The sequence below is a fragment of the Hirschia maritima DSM 19733 genome (genome assembly GCF_000378345.1).
GTDB classification, from domain to species: Bacteria; Pseudomonadota; Alphaproteobacteria; order Caulobacterales; family Hyphomonadaceae; genus Hirschia; species Hirschia maritima.
This window is the reverse complement of sequence record NZ_KB899548.1, coordinates 241,893-255,854: the sequence shown is the minus strand read 5'-3', so window position 1 is coordinate 255,854 and position 13,962 is coordinate 241,893. Positions and strand designations below refer to the sequence as shown.

Annotated in this window: 16 protein-coding genes; 3 read left to right on the top strand and 13 right to left on the bottom strand. The window is 46.0% G+C overall.

Going from position 1 to position 13,962, the window contains the following annotated elements; translation table 11 throughout:
• The 3 genes from F551_RS0114490 to F551_RS0114480 all read right to left on the bottom strand — a co-directional run.
• Nucleotides 1-1,379 (bottom strand): PEP/pyruvate-binding domain-containing protein (locus tag F551_RS0114490; protein ID WP_018998244.1); only part of this gene is annotated, 1,379 nt, incomplete at its 3' end.
• 21 nt (nt 1,380-1,400) lie between these two features.
• A complete protein-coding gene (glyS, locus tag F551_RS0114485) occupies nt 1,401-3,587 on the bottom strand; it encodes a glycine--tRNA ligase subunit beta (RefSeq protein WP_018998243.1) in 2,187 nt (728 codons plus the stop codon).
• A gap of 51 nt (nt 3,588-3,638) precedes the next feature.
• Nucleotides 3,639-4,541, bottom strand: a complete 903-nt coding sequence (locus tag F551_RS0114480; protein ID WP_018998242.1) for a glycine--tRNA ligase subunit alpha — start codon at nt 4,539-4,541, stop codon at nt 3,639-3,641.
• 134 nt (nt 4,542-4,675) lie between these two features.
• Here F551_RS0114480 and F551_RS0114475 point away from each other — a divergent pair, with 134 nt between their 5' ends.
• Nucleotides 4,676-5,683, top strand: a complete 1,008-nt coding sequence (locus tag F551_RS0114475; protein ID WP_018998241.1) for a DUF2971 domain-containing protein — start codon at nt 4,676-4,678, stop codon at nt 5,681-5,683.
• Between the two features lie 428 nt (nt 5,684-6,111).
• On the opposite strand, the gene F551_RS0114470 is transcribed toward F551_RS0114475, so the two are convergent.
• The 3 genes from F551_RS0114470 to F551_RS0114460 all read right to left on the bottom strand — a co-directional run bounded on the left by F551_RS0114470 (nt 6,112) and on the right by F551_RS0114460 (nt 7,235).
• Nucleotides 6,112-6,402, bottom strand: coding sequence for a GIY-YIG nuclease family protein (locus F551_RS0114470; RefSeq protein ID WP_018998240.1), 291 nt, complete (start codon nt 6,400-6,402; stop codon nt 6,112-6,114).
• A 76-nt stretch (nt 6,403-6,478) separates the two neighbouring features.
• A complete protein-coding gene (locus F551_RS0114465; RefSeq protein WP_018998239.1) occupies nt 6,479-6,787 on the bottom strand; it encodes a hypothetical protein in 309 nt (102 codons plus the stop codon).
• A gap of 103 nt (nt 6,788-6,890) precedes the next feature.
• The gene (locus F551_RS0114460; RefSeq protein ID WP_018998238.1) at nt 6,891-7,235 is read right to left on the bottom strand and encodes a winged helix-turn-helix transcriptional regulator; all 345 of its coding nucleotides are present in this window, start codon (nt 7,233-7,235) and stop codon (nt 6,891-6,893) included.
• Nucleotides 7,236-7,352: 117 nt separating this feature from the next.
• On the opposite strand from F551_RS0114460, the gene F551_RS0114455 reads away from it, so the two are divergent.
• The gene (locus tag F551_RS0114455; RefSeq protein WP_018998237.1) at nt 7,353-8,015 is read left to right on the top strand and encodes an oxygen-insensitive NAD(P)H-dependent nitroreductase NfsB; all 663 of its coding nucleotides are present in this window, start codon (nt 7,353-7,355) and stop codon (nt 8,013-8,015) included.
• Between the two features lie 50 nt (nt 8,016-8,065).
• Here F551_RS0114455 and F551_RS0114450 read toward each other — a convergent pair whose 3' ends face one another.
• The 5 genes from F551_RS0114450 to F551_RS0114430 all read right to left on the bottom strand — a co-directional run bounded on the left by F551_RS0114450 (nt 8,066) and on the right by F551_RS0114430 (nt 10,663).
• Complete coding sequence (locus F551_RS0114450; protein WP_018998236.1) at nt 8,066-8,266, bottom strand: dodecin family protein; 201 nt, start codon at nt 8,264-8,266, stop codon at nt 8,066-8,068.
• A gap of 98 nt (nt 8,267-8,364) precedes the next feature.
• A complete protein-coding gene (locus tag F551_RS0114445; RefSeq protein ID WP_018998235.1) occupies nt 8,365-8,925 on the bottom strand; it encodes an RBBP9/YdeN family alpha/beta hydrolase in 561 nt (186 codons plus the stop codon).
• Between the two features lie 614 nt (nt 8,926-9,539).
• Complete coding sequence (locus F551_RS17410; RefSeq protein ID WP_018998234.1) at nt 9,540-9,704, bottom strand: hypothetical protein; 165 nt, start codon at nt 9,702-9,704, stop codon at nt 9,540-9,542.
• Between the two features lie 4 nt (nt 9,705-9,708).
• Nucleotides 9,709-10,398: a tRNA1(Val) (adenine(37)-N6)-methyltransferase gene (locus tag F551_RS0114435; protein ID WP_233355266.1), complete on the bottom strand. Its 690-nt coding sequence runs from the start codon at nt 10,396-10,398 to the stop codon at nt 9,709-9,711.
• A gap of 55 nt (nt 10,399-10,453) precedes the next feature.
• Complete coding sequence (locus F551_RS0114430) at nt 10,454-10,663, bottom strand: putative signal transducing protein (RefSeq protein WP_018998232.1); 210 nt, start codon at nt 10,661-10,663, stop codon at nt 10,454-10,456.
• A 221-nt stretch (nt 10,664-10,884) separates the two neighbouring features.
• Here F551_RS0114430 and F551_RS0114425 point away from each other — a divergent pair, with 221 nt between their 5' ends.
• The gene (locus F551_RS0114425) at nt 10,885-11,856 is read left to right on the top strand and encodes a polyprenyl synthetase family protein (protein WP_018998231.1); all 972 of its coding nucleotides are present in this window, start codon (nt 10,885-10,887) and stop codon (nt 11,854-11,856) included.
• Nucleotides 11,857-11,859: 3 nt separating this feature from the next.
• On the opposite strand, the gene F551_RS0114420 is transcribed toward F551_RS0114425, so the two are convergent.
• Together F551_RS0114420 and F551_RS0114415 are read right to left on the bottom strand one after the other, a co-directional pair.
• A complete protein-coding gene (locus F551_RS0114420) occupies nt 11,860-12,966 on the bottom strand; it encodes a glycosyltransferase family 4 protein (RefSeq protein WP_018998230.1) in 1,107 nt (368 codons plus the stop codon).
• Nucleotides 12,967-13,041: 75 nt separating this feature from the next.
• Nucleotides 13,042-13,941, bottom strand: coding sequence for a 4-(cytidine 5'-diphospho)-2-C-methyl-D-erythritol kinase (locus tag F551_RS0114415; RefSeq protein WP_018998229.1), 900 nt, complete (start codon nt 13,939-13,941; stop codon nt 13,042-13,044).
• Nucleotides 13,942-13,962 lie beyond the last annotated feature (21 nt).

The window sequence follows — 13,962 nt, the reverse complement described above, 5'->3', positions numbered from 1 at the left end:
CCGTGAATATCTTCTGGGCTTGTTTCGATACGAACAAGAATAACATTCTCACCCTTAGCCGCTTCATCAGCAGCCTCATCAGAATCAAACACAATCTTACCGATGGCGGCCCCTGGTGAGGCAGGAAGACCTTTTACAAACACCTGACCGGCAGCCACAGCTTCAGCTTTTGCATCTTGGTCAATCATTGGGTGAAGTAGCTGGTCTAATTGTGCTGGCGCTAAACGCAGCACAGCTTCATTTTCAGTAATGAGGCCTTCTTTACACATCTCAACAGCCATGGCCAAAGCAGCTGGTGCCGTGCGCTTACCATTACGCGTTTGCAGCATGTAAAGCGTGCCTTGCTCAACAGTGAACTCAATGTCCTGCATGTCGCGATAGTGTTTCTCAAGCTTATCTGACACATCAGTCAACTGCTTATAGACTTCCGGCATTGTCACTTCTAATGGGGCATCGTCAGAGCCCATCTCAGCGGCACGCGCTTTAGAAATTGGAGCTGGTGTACGAATACCTGCCACCACATCTTCACCTTGCGCATTGATGAGATACTCACCGTAAAAAAGGTTCTCACCTGTTCCAGGGTCACGCGTAAACGCAACACCCGTTGCGGATGTGTCACCCATGTTTCCGAACACCATAGACTGCACATTCACAGCAGTTCCCCATGAAGCCGGGATGTCATTGTGCTTACGGTAGAAAATAGCGCGGTCATTCATCCATGACCCAAACACAGCACCAACAGCACCCCATAATTGATCCTTTGGATCTTCAGGGAATGGCTCGCCATTATTGTTGGAAGTCACTGCAGCTTTATATTTGACGATAACATCCTGCCAGTCTTGTGCAGTCATATCTGTGTCTAGCTCATAGCCTTGTAGATCTTTATAATCTTCCAGAATGTCTTCAAACACATCGTGTGAAATGTTCAGCACAACATTTGAATACATCTGAATGAAACGGCGGTAGCTATCATAAGCAAAACGTGCATCACCAGAAAGCTTGGCAAGACCTTCTGTTGTTGTGTCGTTCAAACCAAGGTTTAGAACAGTGTCCATCATACCTGGCATAGAGGCACGTGCCCCAGAACGTACAGACACCAATAATGGGTTATCTGCAGCCCCAAAGACTTTACCTGTCTTGCCTTCAAGTGTTTTTAAGCTGGCTTCAAGCTGTTCATTAAGATCATCTGGATACTTACGGCCAAGATCATAAAATGCGGTACATACGGCTGTTGTAATCGTAAACCCAGGAGGCACAGGCAAACCCAAACTTGCCATCTCAGCAAGGTTGGCACCTTTTCCTCCCAGAAGGTTCTTCATTGTCGCGTCGCCATCTGATGCGCCACCACCGAAATCATAGACCCATTTTGCGTCGGCCATTCTGTAACATCCCGTTTGTACCTAGCCTTCTATCTTGGTAAAATCCGCGACTTGGCTAGTTACATCCCGGATCTTCGCTAACAGTCTGAGGCGGTTTGTCCGCACTTCTTTATCATCTGCATTCACGATGACATCATCGAAAAACTTGTCGACAGGCTCACGTAGCAAACTTAATGCCGACATTGCCTCTTCAAAGTTTTCTTTTGCCAAAGCAGTCTCTGCCTTCGCTGTTGCAGCATTTAATGCTTCATGCAAAGACAATTCCGCAGCTTCTGACAACATTTTTTTGTCAATCTCGCCTGTTATAGCGCTACCATCCTTCTTTTCCTCTTTTGCGAGGATATTTATGGCACGTTTTTGTCCCGCAAGAAGATTCGCTCCGTCCTCAGTGTCCAAAAATGAACCAAGTGCTTCAACGCGTTTTGTAATCAAAACAAGGTCATCTTCACCCAAGGCAAAAATTGCATCGATGAGGTCATGACGCTGACCTTTGTCACGGAGATAGACTTTCAAACGATCCGCGAAGAATGAGAGCAGATCGTCTACTAAAGGTGGTACATATTCGCATCTGAAAAATTTTTCTTTTTCAGACTCATCCCCGCCAAAACCTTCCCCCTTAAACGCCATCGCATTCTCAACCAAATAAGTGACACTACCACCAGCTCCAGAACTCTGAAGCAATGATGCTGGAGCAGGAACCATAAAGTGGTCACTCAAAACACACTGCAATCCCAAACGAACATCATTCTCTAGCACAAGGCGGATCACGCCGAGCGCTGCGCGGCGCAGCGCGAATGGGTCTTTTGATCCCGTTGGCTTTTCATCAATCGCCCAAAAACCGACCAATGTGTCGAGCTTATCCGCCAGCGCCACAGCCACTGCTGTTGGCTCCGTTGGGATCGCATCAGATGGTCCTTTAGGCTTATAATGATCGCGGATAGCATCGGCGATGTGTTGAGGTTGCCCCTCTTCCATCGCGTAATAGCGGCCCATCACACCTTCAAGTTCGGTGAATTCAAACACCATCTCTGAGACAAGGTCACATTTGGCCAACTTGGCGGCTTTTTCAGCCTCATCTGGTTTCGCACCAACAATAGGTGCTAGCTCTTTTGCCAATGCTGAGACGCGTTCAACTTTGTCGCCTACCGACCCAAGCTTTTCGTGGAAAACGATATTGCCAAGACTTTCCAAACGGCTTTCTAGCTTGATCGCTTTGTCATTCTCCCAAAAGAAAACACCATCAGCCAAACGCGCGGACAACACTTTGGAATTCCCCGCCGCAATTACTTTTCCGCCATCTTGGGCTTTCAAGTTTGCGACCACAATGAATTTTGGCGCAAGGTTACCCGTCTTTGGGTCGCGCACAGCAAAGTATTTCTGGTGCACACGCATGGAAAGCGTGATGACTTCCGGCGGCAATGTTAAAAATTGCGGGTCCATATCGCCCATAATCACAACTGGATATTCTGCCAGCCCTGCTACTTCTTCTAACAGGCCTTTATCATCGACCAGCTCTAAACCATCGGCTTCACACAAGGCTTTGGCTTCTGCTTCGATAGTGGCTTTGCGTGCTTCACGATCGATGACCACATGCCCTTCTTCACTGAGCACTTTAGAGTATTCGTCAAAATTGCTCACAGCGAATGGTCCAGCGCCCATCACGCGGTGGCCCTGTGTTTCATTGCCTGATGCAATGCCATCCACTTCAAACGGTACGACCTCGCCATCAAACACACATAAAATGCGCTGCAATGGACGCACCCAGCGCAGATCACCTGTTCCCCAGCGCATGGATTTTGGCCAATGGAAATTGCGGATAATATCCGGCACCATTTGCGCAACAATCTCTGTCGTGGATGTTCCAGGCTTTTCAATAATCGCGACGTAGAATTGACCTTTTTTGCCATCCTGAATTTCAGCTTGGTCGATACTCTCTAATCCTGCACCGCGCAGGAAACCTTCAACGGCTTTATCCGGCGCACCAACTTTTGGCCCTTTGCGCTCTTCCCGCACATCAGCAGACTTTTCTGGCAGTCCATCAACCACCACACACAAGCGACGCGGCCCAGAGAATGCCCGCACCTCACCCGCCTTTAAGCCTGCATCTGCAAGCTTGTCGGTGACGGCGCGCTCAAGGTCAGCTTGTGCTTTGGCCTGCATACGCGCAGGGATTTCTTCAGTCAGAAGTTCGAGAAGTAATTGTGGCATATCGTGTCGTGCCTTGTGGCAAAATTTTAAAATTCTTTTTGATCATCAAGCTTAAGCGTTTTCAGCTTCAGCCTCTTCCTGCTTGGCCCAAGAGACCGCTGCGCCTTTAGCCATATCGCGGACGCGGGCTATGAAGCTTTGACGCTCTGTGGGTGAAACCACGCCGCGCGCATCCAGCAGGTTAAACATGTGCGATGCCCGCAAGGCTTGCTCGTAAGCTGGCAGCGGCAAAGGCTTTTCAAGCCCAAGCAAATGCTGGCTCATGCGCTCACATGCTTTAAAGCCTTCCAGAAGGTCATCCGTGTTGGCGTGCTCAAAGTTGAACTCTGATTGCTGTTTCTCATTCTCAAGGAAAACATCGCCATAGCTTAGCGGATTTGGGCTATCAGGATCATTATATGGCAGGTCATACACATTATCCACGCCAAACACATACATTGCCAAGCGCTCAAGACCATATGTCAACTCACCTGATACTGGGCGCACATCTAAGCCGCCGACCTGTTGGAAATATGTGAATTGAGACACTTCCATCCCATCACACCAAACTTCCCAGCCAAGGCCCCACGCCCCCACTGTTGGGTTTTCCCAGTCATCTTCCACAAAGCGAATGTCATGCACGGTTGGGTCTAGGCCGATGGCGCGCAAGCTCTCAAGATACCAATCCTGAATTTCAGGCGGGTTTGGCTTTAAGATCACCTGAAACTGGTAATAGTGCTGCAAGCGGTTCGGGTTTTCACCATAGCGGCCATCTGTTGGGCGACGCGAAGGCTGCACATACGCCACATTCCACGGCTTAGGCCCAAGCGCGCGCAATGTTGTGGCTGGGTGCAATGTCCCCGCGCCAACCTCCATGTCATAAGGCTGCAAAATCGCACACCCGCGCGATGCCCAATATGTTTGAAGGGTCAGGATGAGATCCTGAAATGATTTAGGTTTTTGGCTTGCTGACATGTCAGTTTCTTTATTATCCGCGAAAGGACTATCCCGTGGCCATATACACCACAGATTCTCCACCCGCATCCATTGCACAATTTGGCGCGGAAGCTAGTCTTTTATGCCAACGGGATCAAGGTGGGGAATCAACCATGGACGAGTTAGAAGACAATCAAGAACAAGAACTTCAATTAGAAGCACGAAATGTTCGCAATTCTTTGCTTTACGAGTTTTGGAAACAAGCACGAAGTAAACCACGAAACCCATCCGGTGAGTTTGTGCATTATACAGACTACAATGGTTTTTCGGGTATAATCGAATCAAGATCACTATGGTTTAGCTCAGTTCGCGACATGAATGACACTTCTGAATTGTCAGAAGGAAAACATCTAATCTTTGATCATTCCCAGCCAACTAAAATTTTAAACAAAAACTTCCGAGCAGTAGAAGCAGTGGACCCTCACCTCTACGAACGTATTCAAGAAGACTTTAATTCTCGCTTCTTCGGTGACGAAGCAAATACATTTGTTTCTTGTTGGTCGGACCTAAACCCAAATGAACGTGATCACGATAAGTTGTCAATGTGGCGTGGTTACGGCAATAACGGAAAGGGAGTGGCAATATCCATAAAATTAGACGAACTAGTATCCTTGCCACATATGCAAGACCAAATAGCTTTAGTTCCTGTTTTCTATGCAGATGAAACCAGTTTTCTCGACAGAGCTAAAACATGCCTTTCAGCTTTCAATACCGAACTCACTAGTATGGAAAAAGATATACGACTAAGACAAACAGAAACTATAATACTCGCCTTCCAAGACCTTTGTTTTTTTCTCGCAATCACTCACAAGAATAAGGGATTTGAAGAAGAAAATGAATGGAGACTAATTTGGCAAAGAAACCGAAGTCCCTTTGTTCTAGATGGATTTGTTAATCAGCATCCCGAATTGAGAGAACGCTTCCATCTACCTATCTGTAAATCTATGTCAAAAGACGAAGTTGATCACTTCATCATTCCGCTAGAAAGCTTAATGATAGGCCCGTGTGAACATCAGAGCCGCGTAAGTCAGGTAGCAGTCAACTTGCTACAAAGATATGACTATAGTTATCCAACATTCTTAGTAGACAGAAGTGATATCCCCTATAGACCTCGCCTTTAAGTTCCAATCATCAAGTAGCGATATCCAATGCTTACCTAAAAACCGTTTCCCCCTGACTTGATCTGGGGTCCAGCGAAATAAATAAGCCGCGCTTTGCGCGTCTTGAATTGCCTGACTAGATTCCCGCCCGCGCGGGAAAGACGGTGGTTGAGTTTCCAATGCTCTCTCAGCCCTCACTGTCACCCCAGCGAAGGCTGGGGCCTACTTATCGATAGGACTAGTTTTGCAGAGAGTGAAATGTCTTGTCAGCAAATGCTGTGATTGAACTTACAAGAAGAGATCATGTTGTTGGGTGGGCCCCAGCCTGCGCTGGGGTGACGGTCATATGAAACGAAACGTGCGTCCTAAAAAAGCGGCAACCGGTGTTTATACGCACGCATGCCGGGGCTGGGACGACAAGTAAAGTGTCGCAATAATACTGTATCCACTCAAAATGGGCCCTGCTCCGGATAAAGGTCAATCCAATGCGGATTATCTTTCTCAATCAAATTGATTTTCCACTGACGTTGCCACGCCTTGATGTTTTTCTCGCGCTTAATCGCCGCATTGATATTGTCATGATTTTCAAACCATACGAGCCGATCCACGCCATGCTTGCGCGTAAAATCTGAGCCACACCCTTGTTTATGTTCCCAAATGCGACGCACAAGATTATTTGTGACACCCGTATAGAGTGTCCCAAAATCTTGAGATGTCACAATATAAACTGCGTAGACCATGCGAAAACATGGCAGGAACCTGCATTAAAAACAAGCGGTGGTTGAAGTTTCTTAGGAGCTAACGCAAATTCAAATCTCACCCACGTCCAAAGAGCGAACTCACCCAGCGGTTTTTCCAGATGATGCGACGGCTGAGCTGGCGGCCCATAGGTGTTTCAAATGCAAAAATCGCGACGATAATGTAGGACAGTAAAGCTGCGCCCCATGAAGATGGCGGCCAGATCCCTTCCCACATAAGATTGGTTGTTGCCTCGATATAAAAGCACATCGCTAGCCCCACCAATGCGGCTGGAAAAACCGCTATGCACAAGGCAGTGCCAAGATCTCGAAGCGTCTTTATAACCATCTCACGCGTGGTTGGCTCAGTATTTTCATCCGTACTCATACATAAATGAAACGGTGATTTTCGATCTAAGTCTAGTAAATGGCACTCACATGTTCGTGTTTCAAAATTTCATAAAAACACGAAATATCAATAGATTGAAGACCTATAATGCGTTCTCACTTCCCCATTTGTGGAGCTCCAAAATAAGAGACCGTAAGGATTGCCCTTTATCAGTTAGGCTATATTCCACGCGCGGTGGCACCTCTGGAAACACTTCGCGGTGAACCAGCCCTGCTTCTTCCAACTCGCGCAATTGTTTTGTGAGAATGCGTTGGGAAATTCCATCTAATGAGCGCTGCAATTCATTGAAACGCATGGTCTTATCCAGAAGCAAGCAGACAATCGAGCCCTTTCCCTTACCGCCAATAATATCTAGCGTTGCTTCAACAGGACATCCACGATGAGCATAATCGGAGTGCTTTGGAGCTTTTAGTGTTTCACTGTTCATCCCAATAGTACCCTTTGTGTAACCACGGCACTTATTTGTGCGTTCTTGTGTCTAATTTCCAGCGTCATACATAACTCACTGCGAACAGATTCTATCATGCTGCAAAGAGGTTATATCATGGAACACGACATTACGTATTATGCAAAAAAACGTCACACAACAAAAGCGTATGATGCTGACAAGAAAATCCCTGCCGAAACAGTTGAAAAGTTAAAAGAACTTTTGCGCTTTTCACCTTCTAGTGTGAACTCCCAACCATGGCATTTCATCATGGCTTCATCCCCCGAAGGCAAAGAACGAGTGACTGCAGGAACGGATGAGAAATATCCATTCAATTCACCATCAATCCGCAATGCATCGCATGTTGTAGTGTTTGCATCTCGCCTGCATGCTGATGATGCTTTTCTAAATCAATTGTTGGAACAAGAGGACAAAGATGGTCGCTATCCAACACCAGAAAATAAAGAGCAAACCAAAGGTGGCCGCGCTTTCTTTGTTGGCCTCAACCAAACTACACCTGAAGCTGAAGCAAACTGGCTGGCCAAACAAACCTATCTAAATTTGGGTCAATTTTTATTGGGTGCTGCCGCTTTAGGGTTGGACGCAACACCTATGGAAGGTGTGGATACCGAAGCGTTAGATAAAGAATTTGGCCTCCGCGAAAAAGGCTTTGCATCTCTAGCTGTGGTGACAGTTGGATATCACGACACAGAAATCGATTATAACGCGTCTCTGCCGAAGTCACGTTTGCCATATTCGGAAATTTTATCTGAAATATAAATGCACCAAGGCGGGGTACAACAATATTTCTACCCCGCCTCGATTGTAGTTTATTTTAGAATGAAAGTAACTTTCATCACAACGCGATATTCAACAATTTCGCCGTCTTTAATGATGACCTTCTGATCTTTCACCCAAGCACTTTCAACATTGTTCAATGTTTTGCATGCGCGCTTAACACCTTTTGCAACAGCATCGTCAAAGCTCTTTTTAGATCCTGCAATAATTTCTGTAACACGTGCGACTGACATGGCGTCCTCCTCAAAATTTAAATGAAGAAACAGTGTTTAACAGCACTCACCTTGCGTCAAGAAACATCAGCAGACGGATACTCAACCCATTGGGGAATTTACGCAGAAAGACTTTTCATGAAGAGAGCAAAAGCCGTTAAACCCTCAGGCCAAGGACCTTGCCCGCTTTTTACGCTGATGTGCCCAGCTTCTCCCGCATCAATAAGGGCGGCACCCCATGCTGTTGCCAACTCTTGAGATTTTTCGAACGTGATCGTTTCATCATTTCGGCTGGCAACCATTTGAACAGGAAATGGAAACTTTTCACGCGGGATAGGTTTGAAGTCATGGTCATCAAAACCTTCAATCAACCCTTCACGTTCCCAATCAGAAGGCGCAACGAGGAAGGCCCCTCTGACATTTTCAAGCGGTAAGAACGGAATAGCATGTGCAATTAAGACTGCCCCCAGAGAGTGCCCGACAAGAACAACAGGTTTGTCTGCATTCTCGACAGCTAAGACTAAATCGCCTAGCCAGTCTTCTTTCTTCGGACGTAAATAATCATTGTGCTCAACAAGTTGAGCAGACTTCATTTGACGCGACCAGCGCGCCATCCAGTGGTCATCATCCCCCCAGCCATAGCAGGTGGATAAGAGCAAACTTGCTTCAGAAATTTTCATATTTTTGTTTATGCATAAAACCAGAAAGAAAAAAAGCGCCGGAGATTAATCTCTCAGCGCCTTTTAATACTCTACACAAATACTCTACTCAAACTTTTGGGCCAGAAAAAGGCCGTTTGATTAGTTATCTTTCTTTAGCATCGACATAGGGTCGAAGCGGTACGAGAAATACACACCAGCGCCAAGTGCTGCCAGAATGTATATCAAAATTTGTGTACTTTGTTCCATGATCTATAAAATCGCTCAGTTTGTATTAATGTCGTATTAACGCTACTGATACGCGAAGGTTGCTGTATTTAATTCTCCAATACTCAGAGAAACAGCCAATACTGAAATTGAAACGCCCAGCCGCTATTAAATAGGCAATGGGTTCAACTTTCAGAACTTACACTTTAACTAGATTCTCTCATGAAATCACGCTGCGCATTGAAATACTACCACACAGCTTGTTTTCAGGAATCTAACAAAATACCATCTAACTCTCAAAATACGCTGAGAGCATATCAATAACGCACATGATTTATCATCAGTGTCATATTGAAGATGGGCATTTAGGTATGAAGCAATTCAGAGTCAATATTCTGGGCACTGACATTAATCAGATGTAATCAACATCACTCTTTTTTGTCAGTCCTGTGATCTTCCAAACGTCTGACATTGTCTGGATCCTGATCATCAGAATCATCGTCATCATCATTATTTATGCGATTAAAAAACGACGCACAAAAAGCCGCCAATATCGCAAACACAATTGCAAAAAGAATCAAACGTCCCAACATATTTCTATATCCATTCCAATTGACCACCGGACATTATGTCATTCGCGCGATCTGACAATTGTCTGTCACCACCTTCATACAATGTAAGACCATCCAATAAAACTGTGTCGCCTTTACGGAGCCCTTTACGAGCGCGAACCAAAATTCGTTTCGCTGGTGCCCCCGCATAAGGTTTAATCGGCATTACCTGTATTTCACCAAAACGAGGTTGTAGAAAACTCAATATATCAGCAAGAGCGGCAGCACGGTGAATAATTGTTATTCTACCCTTTGGTTTTACTGCATGCAGCATGAATTTTAGCCAGTCCGTCAAGGAAGTCTCAGCCATATAGGCACCTTCCTTGCCTTCCCCTACTTTTGGAATGGTCCCTGGCTCAAAGAATGGAGGGTTCGAGAAAACTTGATCATACCCATTGAGTAAGGAATCAGTTCGTTGTCCAACATCTCCTTCGATAATTTCGATACGATCGCTGAGAGCATTTTGTGCGACATTTTGCTGCGTTAGTTCCAAGACTTTTTTATCTCGTTCGATCCCAGCGAAGCGAGCTTCTCGCAATCTTTGCGCGCAACACAGAAGTGCAGCGCCAGCGCCACACCCAGCTTCCAGTATCCTTTGGTCAGGCTTTGCTTCTATAGATGCTGCCAGTAACACTGCGTCCAAACCAGCGCGATATCCTTTAGCAAATTGCCGCAAGGATACCTTCTCTCCCAAAAGAAAATCGTTCGTTACACTTCCCATACTATTGAAATTATTCGTTTTCTTCTAAAATCTTTAAAGTTTCTCGTGCCAACGCTTCTCTATCTTCTGGAACCAGTATTCGACGAGGTATAGCACCGATGGATCCTTCTATAGATGATGTAAACTGGTCGGCTTGAAATGGATCACACCCAGCATCAGTCAGAAGCGTCATAGCGTAGCTCAACTTAACGGGGTCATTTGTTCTAAGTATTTCAATCATTTCCCAATTATTCCACGCTAAAAAAATTTGTCACGATTACGAGAGTTACATTCTTATATTCTTGACCTATATATGCTCGGCGGAATAGTTTGCGTCCAGCCTTGGAAATCGCAAAAACTGTTTCCAATAAAAATAATAACTACACTCAGTCCTTACGAGAGGGGTCATCTTTGGCCTTTAACGCACAAATCGCCGAAGGGTCACACGTTAAGAAGTCCCCTATGGACACGCTTACCGAACTTGTTTCTGACGACCTGTCTGCAGTCGAAAATTTGTTGTCAGAACGTGCGGCCAGCCCAGTTGCAACTATTCCTGATATGTCAGCCTATCTTATAAGCGCTGGCGGCAAGCGTTTGCGTCCCCTAATCACATTAGCGGCAGCTTACGCGGCTGGTGGTTCAGGTACTCCCCCTCTTCACTCTTTAGCAGCAGCTGTAGAATTCATTCACACTGCTACGCTGCTACATGATGATGTTGTGGATGAGAGCGATTTACGTCGTGGCAAAAAAGCTGCAAAAATGGTTTGGGGGAACTCAGCCTCAATTCTTGTAGGTGATTTCCTATTCGCGCGCGCTTTTACATTGATGGTCGAAACACGCTCAATTCGCATATTAGATATTCTATCCAATGCATCATGTGTGATCGCTGAAGGTGAAGTAAAACAACTTGCTGCAATTGGACGCGCGGATCTGCCAATTCCAGAGTACATGGAAATTGTCGAAGCTAAAACAGCCGCACTTTTTGAAGCAGCAGCACGTGCTGGCGCACTAACAGTCGTCAATGAAGGTAATGAGTCAGATGGGTTAGCAGAATATGGACGTCGACTAGGTCGTGCATTCCAACTTGTGGACGACGCTTTAGATTATGACGGCTCAACATCTGTCATTGGTAAGGCTATTGGTGATGATTTCCGAGAAGGTAAGCTTACGCTTCCGGTTCTCCTAGCACGTGAAGCTGGTGATAGCACAGCGAAGGAATTCTGGGACCGTGCAATGAACGTGTCTAAGCAAACAGAAGCCGACCTTGAAACAGCTATCAATTATATTCATGAGGCCGATACTGTAAGCGCAACGCTAAATGCTGCTCGCGATGAAGTGGCCAAAGCTAAAGAGGCTTTAAGCGTGTTGCCACCATCTATCTATGTGGATGCGCTTGCTGATATTGCCGATTTTTGTGTGGATCGCGCCTACTAAAATTTAGGCGTTGCCTTCATCGACTTGTCTCTGTGATTGTTCCTCATTGCTATTTGGATCATCTAGCAATCCTACAGCAATAGCGGCGCGCCGAATACGAACGTGCATGGCGCACCCCAGCAGGGTCACACCAATAAATATCACTAGGGGCGCTTCATATCCTATTGCTGCTGCTGCAAACCCAAGCGCTGCACAATTAGCTGCAATCATCCAATGCCCTATAGCAACTTGCCAGTGCTTTAGTGATAGTGGAGGCTTCAATCCCAATTGATAGACGTGCATTGTGTGAGCTTCCCAAAAGTTATCGCCGCGCTTCACGCGATAATTCAACGTCAAAAGCACATCTACTAAAAAAGGCGATAGTAAAATCGCAGGAATAAACACAAATTCTGGTCTAGCTTTAACCAGCAAGATGGAAAACCCGCCTAGAGCCATCCCTACTCCCAAGGCTCCTGCATCTCCGGCGAACAACCTCCCCGCAACATTCCAGAAAAGAAACCCTATCAAAGCTCCTGTGAGAGCGGCAGCGGCTAACGCCAACTCCCATTCACCTGCAAATCCAGCTACGCCGCAAAACCCCATGCTCGCAAATGTTGCCATCCCCATCGACACACCATTGGCACCATCCATAAAATTTACAGCATTCGTTACGGTCACGAACCAAACTACTGCGAGTAATATTCCTCCAATAGCTCCAAATTCTCTTACTTTGCCAAACCCTGGAGCAATCGCATCTGCGTATACGCCCATCATTGCGATCCCCACCCCAATCGCGATTTGTAGTCCAAGCTTCAGCTTCGCATTGATGTTTGAAAGATCATCAAATAGCCCTATAAGCAGCATTGCGACGACGCCGAGACCCAACCAACCAATGGGAGTCTCTAGCTGAAATAAGACACTAGATGCCGCTAAAGCCAGAAATCCCGCGGGAATAAATCCTGCTCCACCAGAGCTAGGTACGGCTTTTTTTTGAGAAACTAGTTTTCTCTCACTATCAGGTTGATCCAACAACCTGATAAAAATCAACAATCGACACGCAATTGTTGAAAGCAATAAAGCAATTCCACCGACTAAAAATATATTTAATGCTGGATGCATGTCTGTGAACATTGCAAAAATCCTATTTCACCAGAAGAACCACAATTCTTCATCAGTCTTAGCAACTAACAGGTTTTGTCGGAAAAACTAGTTTGAACCAGCCAACAAGGTGGCTCGTACCCACCACTTTTTCTTTTGTTTAGACAGAACATACGCCGCAGCCTGAGCTTCTTCGATAGTATCAAATACAGCAAAACATGTAGGCCCACTACCAGACATACGAGCCATGAGAGCTCCAGCAGTACCCTCTAGGGTTTCCAAAACATCTTTCACAGCGGGACAAAGTGATTTTGCGGGCTCTTCAAGGTCATTTGAATACTCTTTTAAAAGCTCAACATAACTTTTGACGTCTCCGGTCCACTTCGGCCCTTCTCTTTCTGAAAAACCATCTCCCAAATTTAGACCATCAAACTTTTTGAAAACATCACCAGTCGATAATTTAACTTGCGGATTTACCAACACAATTGGCAGCGCTTCCATATCAAATGGAGATAATTTTTCACCAATTCCGCGCATGAGAACAGGCTCCCCCTTAATGCACGCAGGAATATCTGCCCCCAATTCAACACCGAGGTTTAAAAGTGCCTCTTCACCGAAACCAATATCCCAATATTGATTCAGCGCTTTCAATGTCGCAGCCGCGTCAGCGGATCCTCCGCCAATTCCTGCTGCCACTGGCAATTCTTTATGCAAACTAAGAGCTGCCCCCAAACCTGAGCGTCCGGTCGCTTCAGCCAACATTCTGGCAGCCTGAAGAACAAGATTATTCTTTTCGCCTTTCAAAGCCTTAGAAACAGGACCATCAACATTCAGACAAATCACATCAGATGGACGAATTGATATTCTGTCTGCTGCATTCCCGTCAGCGAACATAACGAGACTATCCAAAGGATGACGCCCATCATCGAGAGGTGGCCCAACATGTAGATATAGATTGACTTTCGCTGGTGCCCATACACTGGCAAGGCTGGTGGCATTATCAATCATCGTAACTTACTCGCCCGTCTA

Coding starts and splice junctions, on each gene's coding strand:
- glyS (WP_018998243.1), bottom strand. CDS start 3,587: ATGCCACAATTACTTCTCGAACTTCTGACTGAAGAAATCCCTGCGCGT.
- F551_RS0114480 (WP_018998242.1), bottom strand. CDS start 4,541: ATGTCAGCAAGCCAAAAACCTAAATCATTTCAGGATCTCATCCTGACC.
- F551_RS0114475 (WP_018998241.1), top strand. CDS start 4,676: ATGGACGAGTTAGAAGACAATCAAGAACAAGAACTTCAATTAGAAGCA.
- F551_RS0114470 (WP_018998240.1), bottom strand. CDS start 6,402: ATGGTCTACGCAGTTTATATTGTGACATCTCAAGATTTTGGGACACTC.
- F551_RS0114465 (WP_018998239.1), bottom strand. CDS start 6,787: ATGAGTACGGATGAAAATACTGAGCCAACCACGCGTGAGATGGTTATA.
- F551_RS0114460 (WP_018998238.1), bottom strand. CDS start 7,235: ATGAACAGTGAAACACTAAAAGCTCCAAAGCACTCCGATTATGCTCAT.
- F551_RS0114455 (WP_018998237.1), top strand. CDS start 7,353: ATGGAACACGACATTACGTATTATGCAAAAAAACGTCACACAACAAAA.
- F551_RS0114450 (WP_018998236.1), bottom strand. CDS start 8,266: ATGTCAGTCGCACGTGTTACAGAAATTATTGCAGGATCTAAAAAGAGC.
- F551_RS0114445 (WP_018998235.1), bottom strand. CDS start 8,925: ATGAAAATTTCTGAAGCAAGTTTGCTCTTATCCACCTGCTATGGCTGG.
- F551_RS17410 (WP_018998234.1), bottom strand. CDS start 9,704: ATGTTGGGACGTTTGATTCTTTTTGCAATTGTGTTTGCGATATTGGCG.
- F551_RS0114430 (WP_018998232.1), bottom strand. CDS start 10,663: ATGATTGAAATACTTAGAACAAATGACCCCGTTAAGTTGAGCTACGCT.
- F551_RS0114425 (WP_018998231.1), top strand. CDS start 10,885: ATGGACACGCTTACCGAACTTGTTTCTGACGACCTGTCTGCAGTCGAA.
- F551_RS0114420 (WP_018998230.1), bottom strand. CDS start 12,966: ATGTTCACAGACATGCATCCAGCATTAAATATATTTTTAGTCGGTGGA.
- F551_RS0114415 (WP_018998229.1), bottom strand. CDS start 13,941: ATGATTGATAATGCCACCAGCCTTGCCAGTGTATGGGCACCAGCGAAA.